Genomic DNA, 237 nt, shown 5'->3' on the forward strand with positions numbered 1-237 from the left:
GTTATTTTCTGAATAATAAAATAGCCAGACATCACTCTGGCTATTCTTTCGTATCTTTTTCTTCTATAAACCATTGGTCTAATTTTCTCATGCCGCCAACCATTGCTTCCTTCTGTGAGAAAGATGGCAGGTTGGCAAATAGCATACGTTGCGGTGCTTCGAGCTCCTCTTGTTTCTTTTGCATCTCAAATAAGCTTTCGGCATGCTTTTTGTCTTTGAACATAGAGACTGGCAGCT

The 237-nt window shown here is 40.1% G+C and carries 1 pseudogene; it reads right to left on the bottom strand.

From position 1 onward, the window contains the following. Nucleotides 1-40 precede the first annotated feature (40 nt). A pseudogene (locus KVT11_RS20600) lies at nt 41-237 on the bottom strand (class I SAM-dependent methyltransferase); the annotation flags it as partial.

It is taken from the genome of Bacillus sp. GbtcB10, from assembly GCF_019091365.1.
Lineage (GTDB): Bacteria > Bacillota > Bacilli > Bacillales > Bacillaceae > Bacillus > Bacillus altitudinis.